At 39.4% G+C, this 1,003-nt stretch carries 1 pseudogene; it reads right to left on the bottom strand.

Features of this window, described 5'->3' with window-relative positions:
* Nucleotides 1-1,003, bottom strand: a pseudogene (locus tag AB6E51_RS24540) (conjugative transfer relaxase/helicase TraI); the annotation flags it as partial.

Genomic DNA, 1,003 nt, shown 5'->3' with positions numbered 1-1,003 from the left:
TCATTGAGTGTGTCAATCGGTAGCGATTCTTGGTTTAATTCTTGCCTTTCATCGATACCTTGATGGTGGTATTTATCCATACACGCTTGGATATCAGTGATCATGTTTTCAGGCGAGACGAATTGTATGTCTCGACCTGCAAAGTTGGCCATTATTTTTTCAATGTTATTGGGGTTTAAATCTGTATTGCCGTGACTAAGAGCAATGATGATTTGTTGGCGAAGTTCATCGGTTGATATATTTTGAATGTCATTCTTATGATTCACATTGATTATATCGTATTGGCCTTGATGCGCCTGATTAATCGCAAACGAATTTTCAATTGATGTGCTAATAATCGTCGTGTGCAAATCACGGCCTTGATGAAATTGTGTCAGGTGTTTGGATTTTGTGCCGAGGGTTCTAGGGTTAATATCAAGTGTGTCGTCTTTATTTCCTTGAAAATCCAAATAGGTGACTTCAATCGCTTTGGTGTCTCCATCTTTATTGTGGATGTTGGTTATCATGGCAGGGTGCAAGCTTTTATCTTCGGATGAATAAACGCTTTGATGAAAATGGACGTGCTCGCCTTGTGGCTGTTCAATACCCAACTTATTCAAGTAGGTTTCAGCTAAGGTTCCTTTCAGTGGTTGACTCGTCTGTACATATTCTTTCGCCCTTTCTTCAAATTGCGCAATATGTTTTGGTGTGGTTTGCAGTAATTTGTCATGTTTACTGTTTTCCTCTAGTTGATATTTATTTGGCTCATTAAGCATATTATGGGCTTCTACCATGGCTTCTTTGTAACTTATTTCCTTATGACTCATCATCAGGTTAATCAGTGAGCCTTTTTCGCCAGTGGTGTAGTCTTTAAAATACCCTCGATGTTCGCCCGTTAATGACACTTTTATGGCTGATTTGCCAATGCCGAAAGTGAGGTAGTCACGGTCAGACTTTGACTTGTTTGGTTGTCCAAGTAGGTTGATGGCTAAACTTTCCGTATATTTTGGTAGCTCCTTATTGA

It is taken from the genome of Vibrio sp. 10N.247.311.47 (assembly GCF_041467535.1).
Taxonomy (GTDB): Bacteria; Pseudomonadota; Gammaproteobacteria; order Enterobacterales; family Vibrionaceae; genus Vibrio; species Vibrio crassostreae_C.
Note: the sequence above shows the minus strand (reverse complement) of the source record. Positions and strands in the feature narration are given on the sequence as shown.